Genomic DNA, 22,099 nt, shown 5'->3' with positions numbered 1-22,099 from the left:
AAAAATAGAAACAAGTAAGGAATATGATACATATGGTTATAAAACTGAATTTAAGAGCTAAGGAGAAAAAGAGATGAATTATTATGCAAAGCGTGTCCTTCGATCGGGGCTGACGGTGTATATCGTTGTTACTCTCTCATTCGTGCTCGTTCGTCTGATGCCAGGGGGGCCTGCTGACTTTGTGAAGGCACAAATCAGAAAACAAAATCCTGCCGCTACTCCTGACGAAATCAATCGAATGGTAGAGCAATATATCTCATTGAGGCCTGATCGACCACTCTCAGAGCAATATATTAATTACCTTGATGGCCTTCTACATCTGGATCTTGGTACATCAGTCTACTATAATCGGCCAGTCGCAGAGATATATGCTGAAGCAATACCATGGACTCTCTTTGTTATGGGTGTTGCATTGTTAATTAGCCTATTCATTTCGATAACACTTGGAGCGTTTTTAGCCTACTATGAAGGAACGAAAATAGATTACATCCTGAGCACTGTATCAGTTACCATGAATTCGGTCCCATACTATATTGCAGGTATCTTTCTTCTTGTTATCTTTGCCCATACTTTGGGTCTGTTCCCGTCTGGCGATCGAACAACCATGGGTATAGAACCAGGATTCACCGTAGAATACATCCTTGATGTTCTTTGGCACGCCGCGTTACCGATTCTTTCAGTGGTGCTCACTGCGTTTGGTGGAAGGGCACTCGGAATGCGAGGAAATAGTATCCGTGTTTTGGGAGAAGATTATATTCGTGTCGCACGACTACGTGGTCTCCCATCAAATAGAATCCAACTCCAATATGTAGCTCGCAATGCAGTACTACCAATTTATACAAATGTGATGATTCAAATTGGTTTCATTCTTGGAGGATCGATTATCCTTGAGCAGATTTTCCGATATCCAGGTGTCGGATTTTACTTCTTCCGCTCAATCAACGCCAGAGACTACCCACTTATGATGGGCGGATTTCTAATAATTACTCTCGCGGTCATTATCGCTATCACGATTGCTGATTTCACTTACAGCATCATTGATCCGCGTGCCAGTTCAGGAGGTGGTAACCATGAAGCCTTCTGAACAAAAAAGCCAAAGCGACAAGATCGCAGTATCAGACGGTGGAACTAAAGAATTCCCACTCTCGTCATTTGAGAATGAAAGACCTGGAGATGACAACGTAACCCGTAATAGACTACGTGAGTGGTATGAGGAATTGTACGCGGTTGGAAAGGTAGCATGGTCTGATTTACGTACTCGCGTCAGTCTCATCGTACTGTCCATATATGCACTTATGGGAACAGTGGGTGTCGCCGTGATTGACGAGCCAAATATGTATGCACAGGAATGGATTCCGCCTTTCCAGATCTGGAGTGCACCATTAGGGACAAACCAGTATGGCCAGAGTGTGTTGTCGGCAATTATTAGCTCGGCGCCGACGATGTATCTGATGATTTTAGCAGGAGGAATCTTTGCCACGCTTGTGGGCGCTACGATTGGTATTGTCTCCGGATACAAGCTCGGAATTGTTGATGAGATATTAATGATGTTTACTGACGTTGCGATGACTATCCCAGGGTTACCGTTGATCATCGTTGTCTCAGCTATTTTCGAGCCTACAAACCCAGTTGTTGTCGGTATTCTTATTTCCATTAACTCCTGGGCAGGACAAGCACGTGGAATCCGGTCACAGGTACTTACTATTCGAGAAGAATCGTATGTGGAAGCTTCTCGTTTCATGGGTGTCAGTACATCAGGCATCTTGCTTCGGGATATCACGCCGCAGCTGCTGCCATACATCTTGGTCGGATTTGTCTCTACTTCCCGTCAAGTCATCTTCAGCTCGGTTGCACTGTATTTCCTCGGAATACTTCCTTTTGAAGGAACCAACTGGGGTGTTCTGATGAACTTTGCTTATCGAGCTGGTGCAGCAGAGACCCCATCGCAGTTCCACGCGCTACTGTTCCCAATTTTAGCCGTGGTATTCCTTTCGTGGGCGATGATTATGCTCATACAGGGCCTCGACCGGGTCGTCAATCCTCGTATTAGAGCAAAGCACAAGTCTGAGCACAAAAGCTAAGGCCACATTTTGCAACGAGATTTCGTCCGTGAAGCTCTCTGAGTTCTTTTGCAGCATACGTCGTTACATCGGAAACTTGTATGCAAAATCATTCATAATCTAATATATTAGCAGGCCCATTCACACTCATCATACTATTTTTGTTCCTCTATGTGAGACAGACGTACTATGAAAATTTAGAATTGAGTTGAATGATATTCGCCGTTCGAATCACAGCTTCCGGAAGATCATCTCTGAAGCGGTCTCCTTTGACTCGTCGTGATGGGCCCGATACACTTACCGAGCCCAGAATTATATCTCCATCAAGTACTGGAGCGGCTACACATCGAAGCCCCGTTACATTTTCTTCGTTATCGAGCGCGTACCCACGTTCTTCTATTTCTTCAAGCTCATCGACTAGCTCTTCGTACTCAGTTACTGTATTATTCGTCTTTGTTGGCATACCATGTCGGTCTATTACATATTCAACTTGATCACGGGGCATCTGAGCGAGTATTGATTTACCAAGTGACGTCGAGTGTAGAAATTCACGCGTGCCAACATTTGAAGAAGTTTCAACTCCACTTTTCCCTTTAGATTTGTATAAATATACCACTCTACCGTGTTCTTCTGTAGCGAATTGAGCTACTTCACCTGTTTCTTCTGCGAGATTGTCCACCTCTTTTTTGATGACGTCATAGTTCTCTATTTCACTGCGGACATGTGCCGCCATATCGAGATACCGTAGACTTAATCGGTAGACGCCATCGTCTTTCACCACATACTCTTTCTCAAACAACGTTGAAAGTTGTCTGTGAACTGTACTTTTCGAATAATTAACCTCCTTTGCTAATTCAGTCACACCTGCACCACCGAGTTCTTGAAGTCCATCCAATACATCGCAGGCCGCTTCTACCGAATTGAGCGTGTTTGAATTTTCCGATGTCATTAAGGAAGTATTAGATCGATGTATCTTAAGAGTTGTTCTTCTATATGGGACAGAAATTGGAACCCCTCAGATTTGAATAGATCGACCAATATATTATAGAGAAAATATTCTTAGATACTCTATTATTTAGCACTCTATCCAACCCTTCGTGTGTTTATATCCAAGATAAAGTCATATTTTCCACCACAGAGTGTTAGTAGGACAGATTTGATGTGTCCCGTATACAGGGACAGATACAGCTCTTGGTCTTTGAAACGTCTACAACGATATTTCAACAAACAACCAAGACCACCATTACGTCCGTACTATTGTAATGATCCACTAGTTCGATAGCCCATTGTCTGTAAATGATCTCAACTCACTATTGAGTTCTGTGAAATGCACGAATATCAATCAACTCTATCCACTAGGAACAACCCAATATCTATTTCGGTGGGAACGGGTGATTAAGACTCACTTACTGCATTTCTCAAAACGGAATCTGTAATACAAATAGTGGTATCCACTATGGTGGGATTATTAGCTAGTCAGTGACACTTACGAGAGTATCTTATCTATTTTAACGAGTACGATTGTTACATCAGAGAAAGTAATATACACCATCAATTTGCAGTGATTACATCGTCCAGATTGTCTAATCATAGCGAATTCCTTCTTTTCGTGAACCGCATAACAGTCGGGCTTGGTCCCATATTGGTACGCTTTGGCGTAGGATTTACTCAGTGCCATGCGCTTTCTCTGCTGTCCAATTACCAGCCTCATACTCTTGCAGTACGGATCTGGACAGCTTTTGTTTCAGTAATCTCCTTCTATTTCACTCCCCCGCGTGCTCGAATCACGAATAGAACTCTCATCTATGACTGAACACACCCTCACTGTCGCTGAAGAACAACACACAGAACTCGATATTGTCCGTGAACGAGTGCTTGCGTTTGAAGATGAAAAGCGCCATGAAGGAATATCCGATTCGTCATGGTTACATTCAGCGTAGATTCAGATGTTACCGGTTCGATCTAGATCCCATGATCAAAAGCCAGTCTCGACTACAAACTGATCGACAATTCCCTTCATAACCAGCTGCACGGTTCTGTGAATATCAATACAATTCGGTATGACTACGAGCGACAACGATCACTACGAATTACAGTTGTTCGTCCGTAACTCTCTCTACTCACAATAATCATAAATAATTAACTTTTCACTAATAGTGGATTAACACTGTGCGAATAGATGACGGGACGAATCTCAAAGTTAATCAAAAGTAATGGCACTATCAGTTGAATATAGATGAGGATCGTTCTGATACATTGAGCGATTTAGTAGCTTGTTCGGACGTCACAATCGATATCTCATCATTCATTACAATTAGGGTTTGACCTCCAGTACGGGAAAACACTTCCACCGGAATTGGCTTGTTGAAATCAGCAGCTTCGCACCAAGAGTAAGTAGCGATAACGATGGATCTGACGATTGCATACATCGAGAATGAGCAACGAAGTGACCCACATTATTCCTTCCTACTGAAAATCACAAATAATATTTTCGTATTGGAGTTAACCAGTTCGCTTTATTACAAGTACTGGGACATCAACGGTGCGAAGCACAGTAGAAGCAACACTTCCGAGAAGTTGACGCTCAAGATTCGACCTGCCGTGAGAACCCATTATGATAAAATCAATCTTGTTCTCCTCAACGTACTCACAGACACCGGCAGCGGTTCTCTCAAATGACGCCATCTGCTTGACGGCAGTCTTCACGGTTAGATCTGAGTCGGATTCCTCGATTTTGTCTGCAACACTGTCGACGGCTTCTTGCCCTCTTGCGTCGAGCCGTTCGATGAACTCCTTTTCGAGTCCCCCCGCATTAAATACGCCTCCTGCAGCCTGAAGATCCACGACGTTCAAAACGTGAACGTTCGAATCATAGCGCCGAGTGATTTCTATTCCATGGGGGATCGCCACTTCGGCGTTTTTGCTCCCGTCCGTCGTGATGAGAACTCGGGAATAGTCAATTTCCGTTTTACCTTTGTGGTCTATGTCCGGGACAACGAGCACGGGGACGTCACTTCGAGAGAGGACCTGTTCGGTAACGCCTCCCAAGAGACGGCGACCGAGCCCGGTCAATCCCTGTCTTCCGAGGACAATCAAGTCAGAGTCCTGCTCATCCGCATATTCACTAATTTGGACAGTGGGTTTGCCTTCGGTCAGTTCTGTGCTAATAGGATACCCGAGTTCCGATGCGATCTCCCCAACTTCTGTGAGGGCATTCTCCCCTTGCTCTCGCAGTTGAGTTTTCTCGTCAGGTGTTTCTGTGAGCCAGAGTGCCTTTCGTTCGACAACAGAGAGAACATCAACGGTCGCGTCAAAGACCTGAGCGAGTCGGAGACCATATTGTGCTGCTCGTCTCGCCTCGTCACTCCCATCCACAGCAATCACAATGCTGTCATACATCCCGAGTAGTATTTGGAGGGCCAATCTCTTCATTATTTGGAAGTGTGGTCTCGATCGGCGAGAAATTGTGAGAGATCTTTCGTAGTTCTATGGAAATATCAACATGCCATCAAGAACTCGCAGACGAGGTATATTCCCATCTCGAACGTTTAGGAGCTGACGAAGCGGTTCGATCAACTGAGTTGACTGAGAACATCGGATGAGTGATTTGACAGCAGGGATTTACCCGCGTCGTCAATACCGCTGAAGTACCGTAGCTACGGTTACTCCTGCTCGTCGACGAGCGAGAACCATTCACAGCGGAGATGTACGAGCAACTCATAGTAGACAAGCGTAGAAAAGCTGACGACAAACAAGTTCCCTCATGCAGTAAAAGAAACGGTGAGATACCGTCAATCTTCCTGTGTAAAGACAAAATACCGCGGCTCAGTGACCGCCGATAAGGACTTTGACTGCGTGATCTGGTAGTTATTCACTCGGGCGACGAATCGGCTAAGAACTGCATGCAACTGGGATCGGGAACCAAAGTTTTCTCGCCAGTCGCTTTGAGATGACCTTCGTCGGTTATTTGGAAGAGAACGAGATCGTCGGTGTGTCGATTTTCGGCGACAAGGAACCTTCCGGTCGGGTCAATGGCAATGTTCCGGGGATACTTGCCTCCGGTTGAGACGTACCCCATCGGTTCGAGACGACCATTCTCGTCTTTAATGTCAAACACGGCGATGCTGTCGTGACCCCGATTTGAGCCATACGCCCACCGACCGGAGGGGTGAACGTGAACATCAGCGGAGTGATTCTCTCCATCGAAGGTAGACGGAGTCGTCCGAAGACTCTCGACGAAATTGAGTTCGCCGGTCCGTGTGTCCCGATCTAATATGGTGAGCGACGAATCTGGTTCGTTGATTACGTATCCCACTTGGTTGTTGGGGTGGAAGACGAGATGACGAGGACCGGTCCCAGCGCTCATTTGCACAGCTGAAGCGCGACTCAACCGCCCTCGTTCGAGATCAAGTTTGTAGACGACGACTTCGTCTAATCCGAGATCTGGAACGTATACGAAACGATTGTCAGGACCAGGTATGGCGGCGTGCGGACGCGGAGTGGGCGGATCGCTGGAATCGATATGTGTGCCATCGTGTTCGATAAGTTCTGTAGGATTGCCGAGATGACCATCGTCCTCGATTGGGAGCATGGAGATACTGCCACCGCCGTAGTGAGCTACCAATAGGAACTGGCCAGTGGCATCCACACTGCAGTGGCATGGTCCGGACGCGCCGCTTGGGCGACGGTTGAGTGTCGATAGTTCGCCAGTGCGTTGGTCAACTTCACAGGCCGCTACGTTTCCCGGGTCGGTTTCGTTGACCGCGTACAGGAACTCGCCACTCGGATGAATCGTGAGAAAAGACGGGTTATCGCCGACCATAGTCGTCCCCAGTGCTTCGAATTCGCCAGCTTCACTGTTGAGTCGGTATCCGTAGATTCCCTCGCTCTCGTTGCTGGTATAGGTTCCCACGAACGCTAGGCTGGATCGTAACTCACTCATGATCGACTTTCCTCCGTATCGGACTTAATGGTTCTCTTCTTTCGATACCAGACTGGTGTTTCATCTCCAAGTAAAACCTACGAGAGATGACTGGATTAGTCGAGTGTATACGTAGGTATCTGAATAAATCAAAATTGAGTTCTCCGGTTGTGAATGCCGTTATCGTCTGACGAACGAATTCTATTTCGTTCACTCACTCAATTCGAAAGCGTTCTGCCCCAACGTCTCCAACATCGTACGATATCGCCTCAACTTCAACCCGACGAGACGATCTTTTCCGAACATGCTGTCACGTCGTGTTGTTGGAGCGAACTAAGCATCACGAGTAATGACCGTCCCGATATAATGAGTGGAGTTATGCTAAAAAGCGTGCTGTTCTGCTGTAGTGAACAAGGTTTCATTATTCAGATTAGAAGTGTTATTTAGAGTTCGTGTATCTCATATATACAACGCACCTCCCGTTTCGATTTCTGAGAGATTACAATATTACCTTTGTAATACACCGATATTCATTATCGTTGATCTGTTTTCCGATAGATCCATTGTGAATAATGACTATCTGATGTTATTGGATTAAATGTACATGTACAATAACCAGTTAGCGATAATGGCACATTTACCTATAAACGAGTCGATGAGATCGTTGAAATGCATGGTCTCACTGCAGCGACAACAAATACAATCACAGATCGTGGAACGCTGAACGACGAATTGGCACAAATACGCGAGACCGGCATTCGTGAATCCAGCTTCGGTGATTTGATCTGTCTTGTGTTCTACGAATGATGGACCAGCGAGATCGGAACTACTGACACGTTCTGGATAGTCACGAGATAGCGACAATGGACAATGAATAATGGACAATGAATTGGCGACCACGTCTGTGTCCGTTACGAACTCCGCCAAGAGTTCAACAGAGACACAGAGCACGGCAAGTGAGTATCAATCTCGAAAACGTCACCAATTCAGAATGGCTGCGAACAATAAAGAGACCGACTGACGTGATCTCACATCGAAGAGGACTGAATCTCATAGCTCGCAAGTACTGTAATGCAGTTTTTACAATAAGTATATTCACGGTCGTTTTCCGTCCCGCAGTGCCAGCACTCAATCGTCGAAGGAGGTCCGCTTTTTCGAGGACTATTTTCTAGAAGGATAGCGGGGTCAGGATGGGGGGTCGTGGTCGACGAAACATCTGGTTTTTCGTCGTCGTTAGTTACAGAGCGGTACAGGAGAACAAAGATAAACGCGTAACTCAAGAAGGCGACGAGTAGAATGGTGATGAGTTGATCGAAAGCGACCATGATCCTTCACAGTGATATATGCTACCATATAACTTATAGTCATCGGGAAGAACTGGTCACTGCCCGAACCAGACGGCGGATCAAACTAATTAACAGCGACTTTCCGAGCAGTATGGATTATCGAACGACGACATGACTTCCCGACAACTGGGATTCAGTAGACTCTATTTTTTGATCGGAGTTCGATATTGCCGAGATAGAAATAGAGGTGTGTCGATTCGAACACTGTTGAACTTTCACATGTTAAGACCACTCCGATTATTTCGAATCTAGTCTGATTCGATGCTACCCAAATCTAATGAACTAGTTTTAGATATTCCCTTCTCCGATATATCCGGAACTATAATTACGTCCAACTACTAGTATATCATCATGGCTTCAACGCAACCCCTCAAATCTTTGTGCCGGGCGAATCGGATTGTTCAGAGACTTATCGAGATGAAATCAGCATCTGTAAGCGAGATGGCTGACGAATTCGATATGCCTCTCAGTACTATGTACGAATATATGAACACGCTTGAGAAGATCGATTATATTAGAAAGCGATCAGATAAGCGATACTGTGTGAGTTCGACGTTTCTTAAAATGGGTAACCAAGTTCGACGGAATTACGGAATGTTCAACGTTGCAGAGCCGGAGATTCGGCGACTGGCCGAACAAACAGGCGAATTCGCCGGATTGATGATCAAAGAAGACAATTTAGGAGTCCTATTATCGATGAAAAAAGGAGATAAGGTAAAGCGCCTCCAAGTCAATCGAACGTATCCGGGCGTCAAATCCCGACTCAATACGACAGCGTTCGGGAAAGCGATTCTCTCTCAGTTATCCGATTTTGAGATCCGGACCATCGTCGAACAGCACGGCCTCAATCCGAGAACAGAGAACACGATAACGGAGCTCGATCCACTACTCGATGAAATGGATCGTATTCGCCGACGCGGGTACGCGTTTGACGACGAGGAGTGTTTCGAGGGAATGCGAGGTATTGGCGTTCCGATCACGAGCAAGACGGACAACATTCTCGGCGGAATCGCGCTGTACGGTCCGCCGAACCGCCTCGATGATGACGTGTTTTTCGAAGAATACCCTCCTATTGTTCAGGAATACGCGAACATCATTCGGGGAAATCTCGAGTATTAGTATACCAACGTGGTTCTATTCCACACACAAACCACGCGTTTGGCTCTCCGCATTTATGGCTGACCTACCACCGAGTAATACTACATAAAAAATCGGTAATATTATCACCTCTAAGCGTGTTATTCTCTCGCGCAGTATGGCAGGATACACACTTAAGACAGAAGACGGCAGATTGGAGGCGCTGCGACGAATGTTGACCGTTCGAGAGTTCGACACAACAGCTGGTGAGTACTTTGCAGACGGAGAGATCCCAGGATTCGTCCATCTGTACATCGGCGAGGAAGCAGTTGGTGTTGGGACCTGTGCCGCCCTCGAGTCAGACGACTATATTGCAAGTACCCATCGAGGACACGGTCACTGTATCGCGAAAGGTCTCGATCCCAAGTACATGATGGCTGAGCTGTTCGGCAAGCGCGATGGCTACTGTAACGGCAAAGGCGGATCGATGCACATCGCCGACGTTGACGCGGGGATGCTCGGCGCTAACGGTATTGTCGGTGCCGGACCGCCGCTGGCAGCGGGGACTGCGCTCTCAATCGACTATCAGGACCGAAACCAAGTCGCGCTGGGATTCCTTGGTGATGGTGCAGTCGCACAGGGACAGGTCCACGAGGCAGTGAACCTAGCCTCGACGTGGAACCTACCGGCGATTTTCCTCATCGAGAACAACCAGTACGGAGAGGCGACACCAGTTGAGAAACAGCATAACGTCGACAACCTCAGCGACACTGCACACGCCTATGACATCCCTGGCGTGACCGTCGACGGGATGGACATTACGGCAGTCGCTGAAGCCGTTGAGGAGGCTCGCAAACGGGCCCGCAACGGAGACGGACCAACGTTCATCGAAGCAGAGACCTACCGTTACCGCGGACACTACGAAGGCGACGAACAGCCCTACCGTGATAGTGAAGAAATCGAACGCTGGAAGGACAATGACTGCATCGAGATCTTCAAGGAACGACTAATTAACCGTGGTGAACTCACAGAAGACGAGTTTGAGGAAATGCGAATTGAGGTCAAAGAAACCATTCAAAACGCCATTCAATTCGCTCAAGATGCCGATCTACCGGCACCCGAAGAAGCATACGAAGACATGTTCGCCGAACCGGTCCCCGAGATCGAACAGTTTGCGATCCAATCGTGTGCCGACGGTGGCACGCCAGGAGGTGATTCACGATGACGGCGCAGGCCGATCTCGAACAAGCACAGACCGAGACGATGACTGTTCGGGAGTCCATTCGGCTGGCGCTCCGTGAGGAACTACGCCGCGATGAAGACGTGTATATCATGGGTGAGGACGTCGGGCTCTTCGGTGGCGTCCTCGAAGTGACTGGCGACCTATTCGAGGAGTTCGGCGAAGAGCGGGTCCGTGACACTCCTATTGCCGAAGCTGGTTTTGTCGGAGCCGCAACAGGTGCGGCTGCAACCGGAACCCGCCCGGTCGTCGAACTCATGTTCAGCGACTTCATGGGCGTCTCGATGGAACAGATCATGAACCAGATGGCGAAGATGCGCTACATGTTCGGCGGGAAAACAGAAATGCCAGTCACCGTTCGCACCACAGAGGGTGGTGGTATGGGTGCCGCAAGCCAGCACTCTGGCACTGTTCACACATGGATTGCGCATTTTCCGGGGCTCAAAGCTGTCGCACCAGGCACGGCGACGAGCGCAAAGGGCCTGACGAAGGCCGCTATTCGCTCTAACGATCCTGTCTTCATCTTTGAAAACAAGATGATCTACGAACAGGAAGGCGAGGTCCCAATCGATGAGGATTTCACCATCCCGCTCGGCGAAGCCAGCATCGAGCGCGAAGGTGAGGACGTTACTGTTGTCGCGACACAGCGACTCGTCAGTGAGTCGCTGAATGCCGCCGAAGATCTGTCGAGTGACGTCGACGTCGAGGTCATCGACCCGCGTTCACTGTACCCACTCGATACCGACACCATCACCAAGAGCGTCGAAAAGACCGGCCGACTCGTCGTGGCTGACGAGAGTCCCCTCTCATATGGAGTCCAAGCTGAGATCGGGATGCGGGCCATGGAGAACGCGTTCTTCAGCCTCGACGCGCCGATCCAGCGCGTCGGGACGCCGGACACGCATATGCCGTTCAGCCCGCCGCTCGAACAGGAAGTCTTACCGGACGGTGCGGACGTCCAAGCTGCCATCGAGAGGATCTCCTAACACGTGGCACGCATTGGATTGGTCGTCAACCCGGCAGCGGGACGAGACATTCGCCGTCTTACTGGCGGCGCGAGCGTCGTCGACAACTACGCGAAACGCCGCGTTGCCGAATGTGTCCTCGAAGGAATGACGCTCGTGGATGCTCCCTTGCACGTCTCGATGATGCCAGACAAGACAGGTATTACAGACTACGTTGTCAGGGAAGCCCCAAACAGTATCAGCATCGAGTCTGTCGACATGACGGTAGAGGGGTCAGCGACTGACACACGGCGGGCGGCTGAACAGTTCCGAGAACATACCGACGCGGTGGTCGTCCTTGGTGGGGATGGAACGAGTCGTGACGTAGCCCTCGAACTCGCTGACGTGCCTCTCATTTCGGTCTCAACGGGAACGAACAATGTCGTCCCAACACCAGTCGATGGAACAGTGGCGGGCGCGGCCGCAGCCGTCGTTGCAGCAAACCTCGTCGATGTCGAGTCGGTGACCGATCGGCACGGCCGAATCGATGCCGTGGCCGACGACGTTAACGGTGAAAAACAGCTCACAGGGCTGGCGACGGTCGAGATCATCGACCGACCGTTCATTGGGACACGAGCCGTCGTCGACCCAACTGAGCTGCTCGGTGGCGTCGTTTCGCGGGCCCATCCGTCGGATATAGGGCTCGGTAGTGTGGCTGGCTGTATCGAGTCGCTGTCACCGGATACCCCCGGTGGGATCGCGCTCCGACTCGGAAATCCCAAAACAGCCTCACAGACTGTCCGAGCAATCGTTGCGCCGGGGATGACAACTACGATCGGTGTCGAGGATCACGACGTTCTATCGTGGAATGAACCAGCGCATTTCGAGGTCGCTGACGGAGTCGTCGGCGCAGACGGTGAGCGAGAACTTGAACTCACCGATGCGACAGTCGAGATGACGCCAATGGCCGACGGTCCACGCCTCGTCGATATCAAGAGCGCACTCAGTGCAGCCACCGACGCTGATGTGCTGGTTCGTGATGAAGCGTCGGTCACGGACCGATAATCCAGCCTTGCCACGTCACTCCATTTTGCGATACGAACTCAAAACGAGCTCTGAAGCCTCTTTTGTTCGTTCGAAAAAGGCATCGAGGAACGCTCGTGCCTCGTCCTCGCCTACTGCACGCGTATCGTAAGTGAGGCTGGTTGTCACGAGCGACTGGAGGTTGACACCGTCGTCCACTGGAACTGCTCGCTGGCCGGTAGCGTCGACGGTCAGGGCTGCGACTGCCGGTGGATTCACCAATCGTCCCTCTGTGTCGGTATCAGCAGCGTTCGCAAGCGTGAACGTTGCTCTGGCCCCGCCATTCTCATCATCCTTATCTATTTGTTGACGTGCTGAAACCACCTCAGTCAGTGACCGCCCCTCAGCATCATCAATGATGCTCTCGTGTAGTTCGCCATCGTCGTCTGCAACGAGTGCGATGTTCTGCGTCTGCTGGACTTGGTGAGTTGACTCTGCGTACGTCCCGTTCAGCAGAGGATGATCAGTTAGTGCTGCTGAGGCCACGACGACCAGCACGTCAGTCATCGTGACTCGCTCCTCGAAGGCCGTTTTGACAGCTTCCATCGTTTCGAAAAGTGTCTCGCCGGTAGATGGATCGGCCACGGCCGTAGTCCGGCGATAGCTGTTCAGTCGCTCCTCGGCAGTGAGCTCCACATCAGTCTCGGCCGCTCCCGTCGCTGATGTGCCCTCAGCAGCCGATTCGACATCTTCCTCAGTGATGGCGCCGTCGAATCCCGTTCCATCGACGGAGGCGAGGTTGACGCCGAGTTCCTCCGCACGCTTCTTTGCGCGAGGAGAGGCTTTCTGTCCATCACTCTGTGTATCGACGGTCGTCGCTGTGACCGATTCATCATTTTCGTCCGTTCTTTCGTTGCTCGCCGTCGTTGTGGCTGTCGGCTCTGCTCGTTCGTTGTTCGTCTCCGATTTCGCGCTGACAGCATCGGGGACATTGCTTTCAAGTTCGGCTTCAGCTTCGGTCTTCAGATCGCTAATATCGGCGTCGGGTGCCGCGAGGATACCGATCGGTGTCCCGGGCGGGACTGATTCTTCCTCCGCGACGTATATCTGCCGGAGGACTCCGTCTTCACGGGCATCGATCTCCCCAATACTCTTCTCCGATTCGACCTCAGCGAGCATGTCCCCTTCTGCGACTTCTTCGCCCGGTTCGGCGTACCACTTGAGCACTGTCCCCGCTTCCATCTCAAGGCCAAGCTTTGCCATCTTGATAATATATGCCACTGTAAGCAGTTCATACGCACCAGGATACAAAAACGTATTTCTTCGACAGAGAGATCTGGTTACAATTAGATACACGTCGTCCTGCAAGCCGCTTCTGAACGCTCCTGCCAGTTCAATGAATCGTTACTCGCAGGAGTGTAGGTGAAGCGACCTGTGTAGACCGAAATCCGGATTACTGTATCTTCGTTCGCACGCTGTCTCCGATCTCATTAATGGCTTCTCGTGCACGGTCCAGTTCTGGGTCAACAAGCATAGTCAAGAATCCGTGGATCATGTCCTCATAATGGGTGTGGTGCGTTGGGACGCCAGCGTCAGAGAGACGCGCTGCTAGTTCATACCCGTCGTCACAAAGCGGATCGAATTCACACGTCAACACGAATGTGGACGGAAGGCCCGACAGATTCTGAGCACGGAGTGGAGAGGCGTATGGGTGTTCTCCATCCAGTTCAGCTTGGATGTACCCGTCCCAGAAGCGTCTCATATCTTTTTGTGTTAGGAAGTACCCCTGTGCGTTCCTCTCATACGAGTCCGTATCGAATGCGTAGTTCGTGGCTGGATACGCGAGTACTTGATAGTGAATTTCTGGCCCATCTCTGTCACGAGCGAGTAATCCGACACCCACAGCCAAGGTCGCCCCTGCACTGTCCCCTGCGATTGCCAGTCGGTCGGGTCTCGCGCCGATAGCCTCAGCGTTGTTCGCAACCCAGTTGGTTACGGCATAACAATCTTCGATTTGGGCAGGGAATCGATGTTCGGGTGCGAGGCGGTAGTCGGTGGAGACCACGACGCACTCGGTCGCGTTCGTGAGTGCCCGACACAGGGCGTCGTGGGTTTCGAGGTCACCCAGCATCCAACCACCACCATGGAAGAACACGAGTGCCGGGTGGGGACCATCTCCCTCCGGCGTGTAGCTCCGAATCGGAATGCTACCTTCTGGGCCGGAGACGGTTCGTTCGGCTACGTCTTCGACTGTGTCCGGCGGTTCATCAGGTATGCTGAGATTTCGGTACGTCTCACGAGCGTCTTGTACTGAGAGTCGATAGAGTGGAGGAAGTCCCTGCTCAGACAATTCGTAGAGATACCCCTCGACTTGCGGATCGAGCGTGGACGACATGTGTGTACGCTATTGCACAGACCGTCATAATTGTACCTGTCATCAGACGATGAGCGTAGCCGGAAATAAATATGATATTTTTCCGATTTTTATGAAAAATTTCCGAGTGGATTTATTCGGACAGAATATAGATAGCACATCGCCATCAAAATCTATTGTGTTCAATCGATAATGTAGAAGATGGCAACTCAATATTGTCATATCTCATATCAATTATCACATTGAAATTTATACTAATTGTTTTTTTTTTTGGTTTAATGTTCAAATTACATGATTGTGTTTTATCTCATCTGATCCCGTATTGGATAACTGCTTGAGAGTTGTCAGTGGTTCGTATCTAAGTCGTCCGTATCAGACCGTTACTGTATCAGCCATCCTATAACCATCCATACGGGACCACATGATATGAATAATATATAATTATGCCCTATGGCTATTTTGTACTTTTCTTTTTGGATCTAATGGTGGCTGCACTTGCTCAACTCGTCAGCTATCTTGATTTATATCGAATCCCATACATGATTATTGTTCTACTGTATCCAATGAATATAATAGTGCGTAAATTAAATCGTCTACAATAGGTATGAAATCTAGCCTTGCAGATATTGAATTATCCATTAGGTATAGCAATGCGTATATCAGATGATCCGCCACTCATTTGGCTGGAAACGGTGGTCCTCATCGGAATCGGTGGTTTTGCGGGAGCGAATCTCCGGTATTTTGTCGCTGGGGTACTTCCTGGTCTTCCGGGAACCCTAATCGCTAACGCGACCGGTAGTCTCATGCTCGGGTTCATGCTGTACGAGGCGATGCACACGAATATGTTATCCAACGAAACACATCTGGTCGCAGCAACGGGGTTTCTCTCCTCGTTTACCACGTACAGCACGTTTGCGCTCCAGACGACACTCGCTTCTACACCAGTTTTGATGGGAATAAACGTACTCGCCAACTACGTACTCGGTTTCGGTGGTGTCCTCCTCGGTCGAGCAGTCACGCGATTGATGGAGGTCGAGTAAGATGGTACCGATTGAGCCAGCTCACCTCGTCGGGATCGGAGGGACAATCGGAGCGCTTCTTCGGTATGGCGTTGTCGAATTAGTTGATATAGAATCGTTTCCTCTCGGAACGTTCACAGTAAACATCGTTGGGAGCTTCGTACTGGCGGTACTCACGTTCATCGGGGCGAATGAGCAGATGATATTGCTTCTCGGAACGGGTGCGTGTGGATCATTCACAACGTTCTCAACCTTTTCGTTCGATACTGTCCATCTCTGGACAACAGACAATCGAACGTGGGCGATTCTCAATAGCGTGGGAACTCTTATCGGAGCCATCATGGCGATTGGATTAGCATGGGTCCTTGTCCGCTTACTTGGATAAACTCGACAACAAAGCCATGCCACAGTCGACGTTCGGATGATCAGATTCACATAAATTCGTGCGTGTACCCCATTCGCCGAATTCGTTTACTCTCCGTTTCTAGTCGAAGTTTTCGAAGGGATACTCCAGTCCAGTTGGATACGGACTCCGTTCGGTCGTGTCGAGTGCGAGTGCGATACAAAAGCGATCAAGCCCCACCTCGATGCTGGCAAATAACAAGAGTTCGATGATTTCTCTGTCTGAGTACACCTCCCCAAGTGCTTCGAAAAATCCATCGGTCATGCGGTGAGGATCCGCTGATAGCTGTTCAGCAAGCCGCACAGCTAGGTACTCACGCCGCGTCAAGGCATCGGTATCGACTTCTCCGAACACAGACGCCTCTTTAGGTGCAACCTCATCGCGCACGTCCTGCGTGCGGACGGTTGCGCAGTAGGCGCACTGGTGGGTCTCCGCAACCTTGAGTCGCATCAGTTCCAAGGTCTCTGCGTCAATGTGCTCACCCTGCGAAAACGCATCGAACAGAGACACGATCCGCGTAAGCAGTGTCGGCTGATGAGCCATCGCACCGAAGAACGCAGCATCGCCATACCAGTCCTCCTCGGACTCGTACAACAACTTGTTGATGTTTTCGTCGGTCGATTCTCCGGGTTCGATAATGCTTGGACGAGACGACATACAGTCCGAACAAACGTTCACTAAAAATGTTACTGTTTCGGTGTCGTGTAGCTAACGATGTCGGCAGAGTCGTCACCGAATTGCTCGAAGGTAGAGTCGGTATTCGAGGTCGTCCTTGTGCTCTCCTCTAATGTTGGAGGCCACTTTTTCAAAGTGATAAGAGAGGTCAGTGTCGGCAATTCTCTTTTCATTGCACAGTTTATCGGTCAGTTGCTGAACATGCCCAAGCTGGGCAGCCGGCGATCGGAGGACAATCCCCTCATACGTCGAAGACTGACCCAATCGCTCTGTCATCGTCGTCACGAGATCCGGGAGAGTGGTTTTTTCGTTGGCTAGAATGCTTACGAACGCTTCACCTTTGTATTCGAAGACCTCAACAGCGTTGCCGTTTAACTCACCCTCCCGTTGCCGCTTTGCTTGGTGAATCAGCCGGTAGATCGTCTCTGCCGAGCAGGTACGCTCGCGCCACGTTGAAAGATCCTCTTCCGGAGTACAACGAACCCGGTACTGTCCATCTCCCCGATTCAGCACCCCCTGCTCAACTAACACATCCAGATGGTGCTCAATCTCGTGCCCGTCGGTGACGTGGCTGACATCGTCTTCGAGTAACTGTTCAATTAGCAGATCAGATTCAAACGAATCCGTACCGAAGATATCCAAGACACGTAAGTAAAGACCAATGCTGTCCTCAATATCTGATGATGTCTCCTCAGCCATAACGTGTCCATTAGGGCGGGGTGATTGATTAAATATGGCTGTGATTCTGATCGTAGCTTTCAGTTGCATCCACGACTGGGGTTCATCAGTCTTAGGTACCTATGGCCTCCACCGCAATTCCAACAACAATCATTTGCTCGTCGGTAGGTGATTGTGTGGTATATTTTTATGAGACCGCATCGTTAAGATAGAAGGTGTTACAATGGGTAGAGGCAGTATACATCAACTGTATCCGGCAGTAAACGAGAACGCTGAACGGCTCAAAGGTCACGATGCCCAACACACCAATTTCTCCGCAGGACAGGCGCTTGCGGAGACGATTCGAACCACGCTCGGACCGAAGAGTATGGATAAGATGCTAATCAGCTCAGACGGACAAATTGTCGTCACAAACGATGGGGCAAGCATCCTCGATCGGATGGACATCAATCACCCGACAGCTGAGATGGTGGTTCGTGTGGCCGAAACCCAGGAGGATGCGACGGGTGATGGAACCACGACTGCTGTACTCTTGACAGGCGAACTGCTCGGAAATGCAGCAGACCTTATCGAACAGGGGCTTCATCCCACCACTATCTCTGATGGCTATCACGTAGCAACCGAGCGCGTGCATGAAACGCTACGACGAGCCACAATCGAGATCGATACCGATAATCTCGATCAACTTAGGGAGATCGCCCGAACGGTCATTACGGGAAAGTGGGAAGACCCTGATGCACAGTTTCTCGCCGACCTCGCTGTCAAAGCGGTGAAAGCGATCGAACACGATGAGAGTATCGACCGTCGGAATATTACCCATCAGGCCATAGCTGGCAGTGGCCCTCGCGACTCGAACGTCGTTGACGGTCTGGTGATCGATATGGACCGGTCGTCAACATCGCTGGTCTCTCCAGACACGGCGTTTCCACGACGGATAGCGGACGCCACGATCGCGCTCATCGACGCTCAACTGACGATCGAGGCAGCCACCTTCGGGACCGTCAGCTTCGATGACCCTGAGCAACGTCCGGCATTGCTCGAATACGAAGACCAGATATACGATGAGTACGTTACGACGATTGCAGACGCTGGCGCCGATGTTGTGTTCTGTCAAAAGAGCATCGACGATCCAATCCGGTATCTCCTTGCTCGTGAAGGTATACTCGCGGTCGAGCGTACGCGCAAGGATGAATTGCTCAAACTCGGGCGCACAACCGGCGCTCAGCACGTTGGGTCGGTTGCTCATCTCACCACTACCGACACCGGCCACGCAGAAATGGTCGAGCGCCGCCGAGTTGGCGACCGAGCGCTAGCGATTGTTACGGGTGGTTCTGATTCGAGACAAGTTTCAATCGTCCTCCGTGGCGGGACTGAACACGTTAACGACGAGATGAAGCGGATTCTCGATGACTGTCTCTCTGCGCTCGAACTGGCTATCGAACACAGGGAAGTGCTTCCCGGTGGGGGTGCGTCCGAGGTTATGCTTGCTGCTGATCTCCGCGATTACGCTGCGAGTGTCGGTGGGCGATCACAGTTGGCAGTTACGGCGTTTGCTGACTCACTTGAGGTCATTCCCCGAACACTCGCGGAGAACGCAGGAATTGATCCGATCGACAGTCTCATCGACCTTCGCACCCGGCAGCATGAAGGCGACCACACCGCCGGACTTGATGTCTTGACAGGAAACGTCCGGGACATGGTCGCCGCGGGAGTACTGGAGCCTCCCGCAATCAAACAGCGCGCGATAACAAGTGCTCAGGAGGCATCGAATATAATCATTCGTATAGATGACATCATCGCGGCGTCGCCCGATCGCAATGTCGACGGAGAAGAACACGATCACGATCACGGTCACGAACATGATTCCGATACCGTCCACGCATCGACGGGAGGATATCCATGGGCAATCGGACATTAGATGGGGAGCATGGCACGGGCACTCGAGTCATTCCCGCCTTCGTTACCCCTTGGAAATCCTTACATTTCCTGCCACAGAGTGTAGAATCGACAGGAGCGGAGAGATGACCAACAATGACATGGTCTCTTCATCCACAAACCAAACGTGCATCAGGTGATCGAAGATGGACTCGAACGACCCTACTGACGAAACGGCGCGCGAAGCACTTTCATCTACGACACTCTCAAAGCGTATCGAGGACGCCTCGATAGGGGATGAGCTGCTGTTCAACGATCAAGATGAACCATTAGAGATAGTCGACACAAATCGCTATTCTGTCACGGTGGTCGACTCACAGGGCAATGAGTATACGATCTCGCAGAATCTTCAAAGTGGGAAGTGGAATGTCCACCAACATCTTTGGTGGATACAGGTGAGAGACGAGTAGTCAGCGAGAGCAGGGACCATGATCAAACTATTGGTACACATCTTGTAAGATCGTCAGCCACCCCTCATGTTCGTCATGAACGATTCCAAGAAAGTATGATAGGGTGTGTCGGTGTACGCTCACGATGTCTTGGCGACGCTGCCACGGTCTGAGACACCGGCTTCGTCGGTGAGCGTATCTGGGTCGATGTCGATATCGAAGGCTTCCTGTGGAACCGACACGGTGACGCAGGTGTTCGGGAGATCGACGATACCTGCAATCCTGCTTTCGACAGGCAGCGTACTCAGGAGGAAATATCCCTGCTCACGCGTGTACCCGAAGTTTGTGAGATAGTCGATGGCGTCGAGACACGCACGTCGAAGGCCAACGTTGGCATTCTTGTAGTGCTGGGTACCGTCCTCATCGACCGAGTAGCCTTCGAACACGACGTACTCTGAAAAGTGAGGATCTTGGTAGCCTGGCTTGAACATGGCGTAATCGGTCCCCATTTTCTCGACGCCGTTCTTAATGAGGTCAACCTGGAGATCGAGGAAACCAGCCATTTCAATGGCTCCACAGAACGTGATCTCACCGTCGCCTTGCGAGAAGTGGAGATCGCCAACGATGAAGTTGGCCCCCTCGACGAACACTGGTATGTAGACTCGTGACCCACGGCTCAGATTCTTGATATCACAGTTCCCAGCGTTCTCACGCGGTGGAATCGTTCGAGCGGCCTTTTCGGCGGCTTCTTCTGTCTCATCCTCGGGCATATCTCCTAATAAGACTTCGTTTGGCTCGGGTGGAAGAGCAAGCGGGGGCTGATCCTCGCGGGTTTCGTGGTTCACGCCCGTCTCTGCTTCAGGCCCTCGATCGATAAGCGCCTGCTCGCGCTCGTTCCACTCATCAAGAAGCTCGTGCGACGGTGCGGTCCCGACGATCCCAGGGTGTGCGAGCCCCGGGAACCGAACGTCATCGATGTGTCTGGACGACGCGTAGACGCCATCGAAATCCCAGATGACTTTTCGAGCTTCAGGGAAATGATCAGTCAGGAATCCGCCACCGTTCTCCAAGTCGAAAATCCCGGTAAAACCCCATTCATTGTCCGGGAATGGACCGAGATCGAGAATATCAACGACGAGTATGTCGCCCGGTTCGGCCCCTTTAACCTCGATCGGTCCACTCAAGTGGTGGTTCGGATCGAGACGCATATCTCGAATGTCGTTTGCACTGTCGTCGTTGTTCACTTGATTCCCCGTCCAGTCTAACTGCTCCACCCTAAATGTCTCCCCTGGCGCTACACTCGCGGCTGGCGGCACGTCAGGATGCCAGCGGTTGACAATCGGATCGGGCTGTTCGTCGATATCTGCATCGACGTCAACCTCAAACACTGATTCTGGCATGATACATGTTTACATACAACGCAGGGGTAATTATAGATAGCTATAACTAACGTAGTGGAAAAGGAAAAATTAGATATATATTGAATTCGTTTTATATTTGTTATAGATATTTTATATCCCGTCAAGATAGAAGGTCACAGGGCTAGAGTTGAGCGACCAGACTCAGGATAGCAGCCACGGTTCGACGACACTCCCAAGATTGGTGCGTCCGACAGTTTCACCAGCCAATGATTGGCTACCGACGCACGTTCGACACCACCTGTATCACAGACCTATCGACTTTGTCACCCAACATTTCGTCACTCTACTGCGGTGGTGAACAGCTAGTGCCTCTGTACAGAGGCAGTGGTAGAGAAACTCTGAGGATTTGGTGATTCAATTCCTCTGTTCATCCTCCCGATGGCATCTATGTTTCTAAAAACGCGATGCTTTCCATTACAAGCATACGTTTGTAATGACTTGTTTGCCAATTAGTATTGCTTACCTGCTTGTGGGTAGCTGCCAAGGTAAGAAAGAACCTCATCAACACTGAAAATATCCCGACGCGCCCACTTTTTGTGCGATTTCAGATTCGTATTACGTCATCGATAGGCATCTTGCAGAAGAACATATCTA

21 protein-coding genes and 1 pseudogene are annotated in these 22,099 nt (G+C 50.2%); 13 read left to right on the top strand and 9 right to left on the bottom strand.

Features of this window, described 5'->3' with window-relative positions; all coding sequences use genetic code 11:
* Positions 1-73: 73 nt before the first annotated feature.
* Both MW898_RS18960 and MW898_RS18955 read left to right on the top strand, forming a co-directional pair.
* Entirely contained in the window at positions 74-1,084 is a 1,011-nt protein-coding gene (locus MW898_RS18960; protein ID WP_248909873.1) for an ABC transporter permease, read from the top strand.
* The gene (locus MW898_RS18955; RefSeq protein WP_248909872.1) at positions 1,071-2,081 is read left to right on the top strand and encodes an ABC transporter permease; all 1,011 of its coding nucleotides are present in this window, start codon (positions 1,071-1,073) and stop codon (positions 2,079-2,081) included. The genes MW898_RS18960 and MW898_RS18955 overlap by 14 nt, the downstream gene beginning before the upstream one ends.
* A 166-nt stretch (positions 2,082-2,247) precedes the next feature.
* On the opposite strand, the gene MW898_RS18950 is transcribed toward MW898_RS18955, so the two are convergent.
* On the bottom strand, positions 2,248-3,009 hold the full coding sequence (locus MW898_RS18950; RefSeq protein ID WP_248909871.1) for an IclR family transcriptional regulator: 762 nt from the start codon (positions 3,007-3,009) through the stop codon (positions 2,248-2,250).
* An 856-nt stretch (positions 3,010-3,865) separates the two neighbouring features.
* Between MW898_RS18950 and MW898_RS25715 the strand changes: the two genes are divergently transcribed.
* Positions 3,866-4,000 (top strand): hypothetical protein, encoded by a 135-nt coding sequence (locus MW898_RS25715; RefSeq protein ID WP_264556314.1) that lies wholly within the window; start codon positions 3,866-3,868, stop codon positions 3,998-4,000.
* Between the two features lie 562 nt (positions 4,001-4,562).
* Here the strand turns inward: MW898_RS25715 and MW898_RS18945 are convergent.
* Together MW898_RS18945 and MW898_RS18940 are read right to left on the bottom strand one after the other, a co-directional pair.
* Positions 4,563-5,459: a universal stress protein gene (locus tag MW898_RS18945; RefSeq protein ID WP_248910226.1), complete on the bottom strand. Its 897-nt coding sequence runs from the start codon at positions 5,457-5,459 to the stop codon at positions 4,563-4,565.
* 472 nt (positions 5,460-5,931) lie between these two features.
* A complete protein-coding gene (locus MW898_RS18940) occupies positions 5,932-7,002 on the bottom strand; it encodes a lactonase family protein (protein WP_248909870.1) in 1,071 nt (356 codons plus the stop codon).
* 648 nt (positions 7,003-7,650) lie between these two features.
* On the opposite strand from MW898_RS18940, the gene MW898_RS18935 reads away from it, so the two are divergent.
* Positions 7,651-7,788, top strand: a complete 138-nt coding sequence (locus tag MW898_RS18935; protein WP_248909869.1) for an IclR family transcriptional regulator C-terminal domain-containing protein — start codon at positions 7,651-7,653, stop codon at positions 7,786-7,788.
* Between the two features lie 221 nt (positions 7,789-8,009).
* Here the strand turns inward: MW898_RS18935 and MW898_RS26515 are convergent, their stop codons facing one another.
* Positions 8,010-8,306 carry a DUF7577 domain-containing protein gene (locus tag MW898_RS26515; RefSeq protein WP_438268377.1) on the bottom strand — a complete coding sequence of 99 codons (297 nt, stop codon included), beginning with the start codon at positions 8,304-8,306 and terminating at the stop codon, positions 8,010-8,012.
* Positions 8,307-8,678: 372 nt separating this feature from the next.
* Between MW898_RS26515 and MW898_RS26225 the strand changes: the two are divergent.
* The 5 genes and pseudogenes from MW898_RS26225 to MW898_RS18915 form a co-directional block, all read left to right on the top strand.
* A pseudogene (locus MW898_RS26225) lies at positions 8,679-8,840 on the top strand (helix-turn-helix domain-containing protein); the annotation flags it as partial.
* Between the two features lie 51 nt (positions 8,841-8,891).
* Complete coding sequence (locus tag MW898_RS18930) at positions 8,892-9,446, top strand: IclR family transcriptional regulator (protein WP_248909868.1); 555 nt, start codon at positions 8,892-8,894, stop codon at positions 9,444-9,446.
* 136 nt (positions 9,447-9,582) lie between these two features.
* The gene (locus MW898_RS18925; protein ID WP_248909867.1) at positions 9,583-10,629 is read left to right on the top strand and encodes a thiamine pyrophosphate-dependent dehydrogenase E1 component subunit alpha; all 1,047 of its coding nucleotides are present in this window, start codon (positions 9,583-9,585) and stop codon (positions 10,627-10,629) included.
* Positions 10,626-11,630: an alpha-ketoacid dehydrogenase subunit beta gene (locus MW898_RS18920; RefSeq protein ID WP_248909866.1), complete on the top strand. Its 1,005-nt coding sequence runs from the start codon at positions 10,626-10,628 to the stop codon at positions 11,628-11,630. The genes MW898_RS18925 and MW898_RS18920 overlap by 4 nt, the downstream gene beginning before the upstream one ends.
* Positions 11,631-11,633: 3 nt before the next feature.
* Positions 11,634-12,653: an NAD(+)/NADH kinase gene (locus MW898_RS18915; protein WP_248909865.1), complete on the top strand. Its 1,020-nt coding sequence runs from the start codon at positions 11,634-11,636 to the stop codon at positions 12,651-12,653.
* Positions 12,654-12,668: 15 nt separating this feature from the next.
* Here MW898_RS18915 and MW898_RS18910 read toward each other — a convergent pair whose 3' ends face one another.
* Both MW898_RS18910 and lipP1 read right to left on the bottom strand, forming a co-directional pair.
* Positions 12,669-13,892: a 2-oxo acid dehydrogenase subunit E2 gene (locus MW898_RS18910; protein WP_248909864.1), complete on the bottom strand. Its 1,224-nt coding sequence runs from the start codon at positions 13,890-13,892 to the stop codon at positions 12,669-12,671.
* Between the two features lie 172 nt (positions 13,893-14,064).
* Positions 14,065-15,006: a LipP1 family hormone-sensitive lipase gene (gene lipP1, locus MW898_RS18905; RefSeq protein ID WP_248909863.1), complete on the bottom strand. Its 942-nt coding sequence runs from the start codon at positions 15,004-15,006 to the stop codon at positions 14,065-14,067.
* Positions 15,007-15,641: 635 nt separating this feature from the next.
* Between lipP1 and MW898_RS18900 the strand changes: the two genes are divergently transcribed.
* Entirely contained in the window at positions 15,642-16,025 is a 384-nt protein-coding gene (locus MW898_RS18900; protein ID WP_248910225.1) for a fluoride efflux transporter FluC, read from the top strand.
* A 1-nt stretch (position 16,026) separates the two neighbouring features.
* Positions 16,027-16,389 carry a fluoride efflux transporter CrcB gene (gene crcB / locus MW898_RS18895; protein ID WP_248909862.1) on the top strand — a complete coding sequence of 121 codons (363 nt, stop codon included), beginning with the start codon at positions 16,027-16,029 and terminating at the stop codon, positions 16,387-16,389.
* A gap of 99 nt (positions 16,390-16,488) precedes the next feature.
* Here the strand turns inward: crcB and MW898_RS18890 are convergent, their stop codons facing one another.
* The gene (locus MW898_RS18890; RefSeq protein ID WP_248909861.1) at positions 16,489-17,064 is read right to left on the bottom strand and encodes a carboxymuconolactone decarboxylase family protein; all 576 of its coding nucleotides are present in this window, start codon (positions 17,062-17,064) and stop codon (positions 16,489-16,491) included.
* 72 nt (positions 17,065-17,136) lie between these two features.
* Positions 17,137-17,781 (bottom strand): hypothetical protein, encoded by a 645-nt coding sequence (locus MW898_RS18885; RefSeq protein WP_248909860.1) that lies wholly within the window; start codon positions 17,779-17,781, stop codon positions 17,137-17,139.
* Positions 17,782-17,983: 202 nt separating this feature from the next.
* Between MW898_RS18885 and thsA the strand changes: the two genes are divergently transcribed.
* Together thsA and MW898_RS18875 are read left to right on the top strand one after the other, a co-directional pair.
* Positions 17,984-19,678 (top strand): thermosome subunit alpha, encoded by a 1,695-nt coding sequence (gene thsA / locus MW898_RS18880; RefSeq protein ID WP_248909859.1) that lies wholly within the window; start codon positions 17,984-17,986, stop codon positions 19,676-19,678.
* A 163-nt stretch (positions 19,679-19,841) separates the two neighbouring features.
* Complete coding sequence (locus tag MW898_RS18875) at positions 19,842-20,105, top strand: hypothetical protein (protein ID WP_248909858.1); 264 nt, start codon at positions 19,842-19,844, stop codon at positions 20,103-20,105.
* A 119-nt stretch (positions 20,106-20,224) separates the two neighbouring features.
* On the opposite strand, the gene fmdA is transcribed toward MW898_RS18875, so the two are convergent.
* A complete protein-coding gene (fmdA, locus tag MW898_RS18870) occupies positions 20,225-21,484 on the bottom strand; it encodes a formamidase (protein ID WP_248909857.1) in 1,260 nt (419 codons plus the stop codon).
* Between the last annotated feature and the right edge of the window lie 615 nt (positions 21,485-22,099).

The organism is Halocatena marina (assembly GCF_023276375.1).
Taxonomy (GTDB): domain Archaea; phylum Halobacteriota; class Halobacteria; order Halobacteriales; family Haloarculaceae; genus Halocatena; species Halocatena marina.
The sequence above is the reverse complement of the archived record's forward strand: the minus strand, read 5'-3'. Positions and strand labels throughout refer to the sequence as shown.

Excerpts from the sequence above, each read along its gene's own strand:
- MW898_RS18960 (WP_248909873.1), top strand. The coding sequence starts at position 74 with ATGAATTATTATGCAAAGCGTGTCCTTCGATCGGGGCTGACGGTGTAT.
- MW898_RS18955 (WP_248909872.1), top strand. The coding sequence starts at position 1,071 with ATGAAGCCTTCTGAACAAAAAAGCCAAAGCGACAAGATCGCAGTATCA.
- MW898_RS18950 (WP_248909871.1), bottom strand. The coding sequence starts at position 3,009 with ATGACATCGGAAAATTCAAACACGCTCAATTCGGTAGAAGCGGCCTGC.
- MW898_RS25715 (WP_264556314.1), top strand. The coding sequence starts at position 3,866 with ATGACTGAACACACCCTCACTGTCGCTGAAGAACAACACACAGAACTC.
- MW898_RS18945 (WP_248910226.1), bottom strand. The coding sequence starts at position 5,459 with ATGTATGACAGCATTGTGATTGCTGTGGATGGGAGTGACGAGGCGAGA.
- MW898_RS18940 (WP_248909870.1), bottom strand. The coding sequence starts at position 7,002 with ATGAGTGAGTTACGATCCAGCCTAGCGTTCGTGGGAACCTATACCAGC.
- MW898_RS18935 (WP_248909869.1), top strand. The coding sequence starts at position 7,651 with ATGCATGGTCTCACTGCAGCGACAACAAATACAATCACAGATCGTGGA.
- MW898_RS26515 (WP_438268377.1), bottom strand. The coding sequence starts at position 8,306 with ATGGTCGCTTTCGATCAACTCATCACCATTCTACTCGTCGCCTTCTTG.
- MW898_RS18930 (WP_248909868.1), top strand. The coding sequence starts at position 8,892 with ATGGGTAACCAAGTTCGACGGAATTACGGAATGTTCAACGTTGCAGAG.
- MW898_RS18925 (WP_248909867.1), top strand. The coding sequence starts at position 9,583 with ATGGCAGGATACACACTTAAGACAGAAGACGGCAGATTGGAGGCGCTG.
- MW898_RS18920 (WP_248909866.1), top strand. The coding sequence starts at position 10,626 with ATGACGGCGCAGGCCGATCTCGAACAAGCACAGACCGAGACGATGACT.
- lipP1 (WP_248909863.1), bottom strand. The coding sequence starts at position 15,006 with ATGTCGTCCACGCTCGATCCGCAAGTCGAGGGGTATCTCTACGAATTG.
- crcB (WP_248909862.1), top strand. The coding sequence starts at position 16,027 with ATGGTACCGATTGAGCCAGCTCACCTCGTCGGGATCGGAGGGACAATC.
- MW898_RS18890 (WP_248909861.1), bottom strand. The coding sequence starts at position 17,064 with ATGTCGTCTCGTCCAAGCATTATCGAACCCGGAGAATCGACCGACGAA.
- MW898_RS18885 (WP_248909860.1), bottom strand. The coding sequence starts at position 17,781 with ATGGCTGAGGAGACATCATCAGATATTGAGGACAGCATTGGTCTTTAC.
- thsA (WP_248909859.1), top strand. The coding sequence starts at position 17,984 with ATGGGTAGAGGCAGTATACATCAACTGTATCCGGCAGTAAACGAGAAC.
- MW898_RS18875 (WP_248909858.1), top strand. The coding sequence starts at position 19,842 with ATGGACTCGAACGACCCTACTGACGAAACGGCGCGCGAAGCACTTTCA.
- fmdA (WP_248909857.1), bottom strand. The coding sequence starts at position 21,484 with ATGCCAGAATCAGTGTTTGAGGTTGACGTCGATGCAGATATCGACGAA.